Raw genomic sequence first — 1274 nt, 5'->3', positions numbered from 1 at the left:
TCGGGGGCTTTGCGCAGATTCTGGTTACATCCAGCTTCCGTTTCGGGGCAGCATCAATGCTGGCACCGTTCGACTACGCATCGCTCATATTCGCGGCCCTGATCGGCTACGTGATTTTCTCGGAACTGCCAACGTCAGCGACCGTGATAGGTGCATCACTCGTGGTGCTTGGCGGGGTGATCATCATATGGCGCGAACGGCAGCTTGGCGGCGGTCGCAATCGGGCAAGGTCGGTGACTGACCCCAAGGGGTAGCGCGCCGGAGAAACCGGCGCGCCACGTGGTCAAAGGCTGATGCCCTTCGGCTCAAGCGTTACGCGATACAATTCCGTATCGGCGCGATCCATCAGGCGCACCGTCATCTCCTGCGTGGCGCCATCAATGTTCACGAGACCAAAGAATTGCAGACCAGCACTTGGCGGCAGGTTCACCCCCTGCTCCTCCGTTGGCGCTTTCACGAATTTCACCTCGGGCCCGAAGGTGCCGTCCAGTGCATTCGGGCCAAAGGTACCGGCATGCAGCGGGCCAGACACAAACTCCCAAAACGGTTCAAAATCGCTGAATTGTGCCTTGTTAGGGTCGTAGTAGTGGGCGGCGGTGTAGTGCACATCGGCGGTGAACCACACCGTATTGGACACGTTTGCTGTTTTGATGAAGCGCAGCAACTCAGCGACCTCCAGCTCGCGCCCCTTCGGCCCCGCACTGGTGCCATCCGCGATCCCTTCGGACCCGTCCTGTTCGCGGAAGTTATCCCATACGATCAAGCCGATGGGTTGGTCCGAGGCAATCACCTTCCACGTCGCCGTACTGTTCGCCAGCTCGCGCTTCAGCCACGCCATCTGTTCGGCCCCGATAACGCGTGTGCTGTCGTCCAGCGTGTCGCCCTGCGGTGCGGTGTTCGGCCCACGGTAGCTGCGCAGGTCGAGGAAGAAGACATCCAGCATCGGACCGTAATTGATCTTGCGATAGACCCGGTTCGGCTCGGACGGCGTGATGCGCAGCGGTGTCATCTCGTGGAAGGCGCGTGTGGCGCGAGCTTGTAGGACATGCACGGATTTTTCGGTGTACCGGTCATCACCCATTAGGTCCTTGCTATCGGACCAGTTGTTCGTGACCTCGTGATCATCCCACTGCATGAAGGTCGGAACAGAGGCGTTCAGGGCCTGCACATGGGTATCCATCATGTTGTATTTCCACTGGTCGCGGAACTCTTGCAGGCTTTCGGCCACCTTGCGCTTGGAGTCGATCAGCGTGGTGTTCTGCCAAATCACTGAC

Annotated in this window: 1 protein-coding gene and 1 pseudogene; one reads left to right on the top strand and one right to left on the bottom strand. The window is 59.4% G+C overall.

The annotated features are described in order from the left end of the window. Nucleotides 1–254 (top strand): annotated as a pseudogene (locus AC6RA8_RS18650) (EamA/RhaT family transporter); the annotation flags it as partial. A gap of 29 nt (nucleotides 255–283) precedes the next feature. On the opposite strand, the gene AC6RA8_RS18645 reads toward AC6RA8_RS18650, so the two are convergent. Beyond that, nucleotides 284–1274, bottom strand: a 991-nt coding sequence (locus tag AC6RA8_RS18645; RefSeq protein ID WP_500354765.1) for an alkaline phosphatase D family protein, incomplete at its 5' end; no start/stop codon positions are given.

This window comes from Tateyamaria sp., from assembly GCF_059783535.1.
Note: the sequence above shows the minus strand (reverse complement) of the source record. Positions and strands in the feature narration are given on the sequence as shown.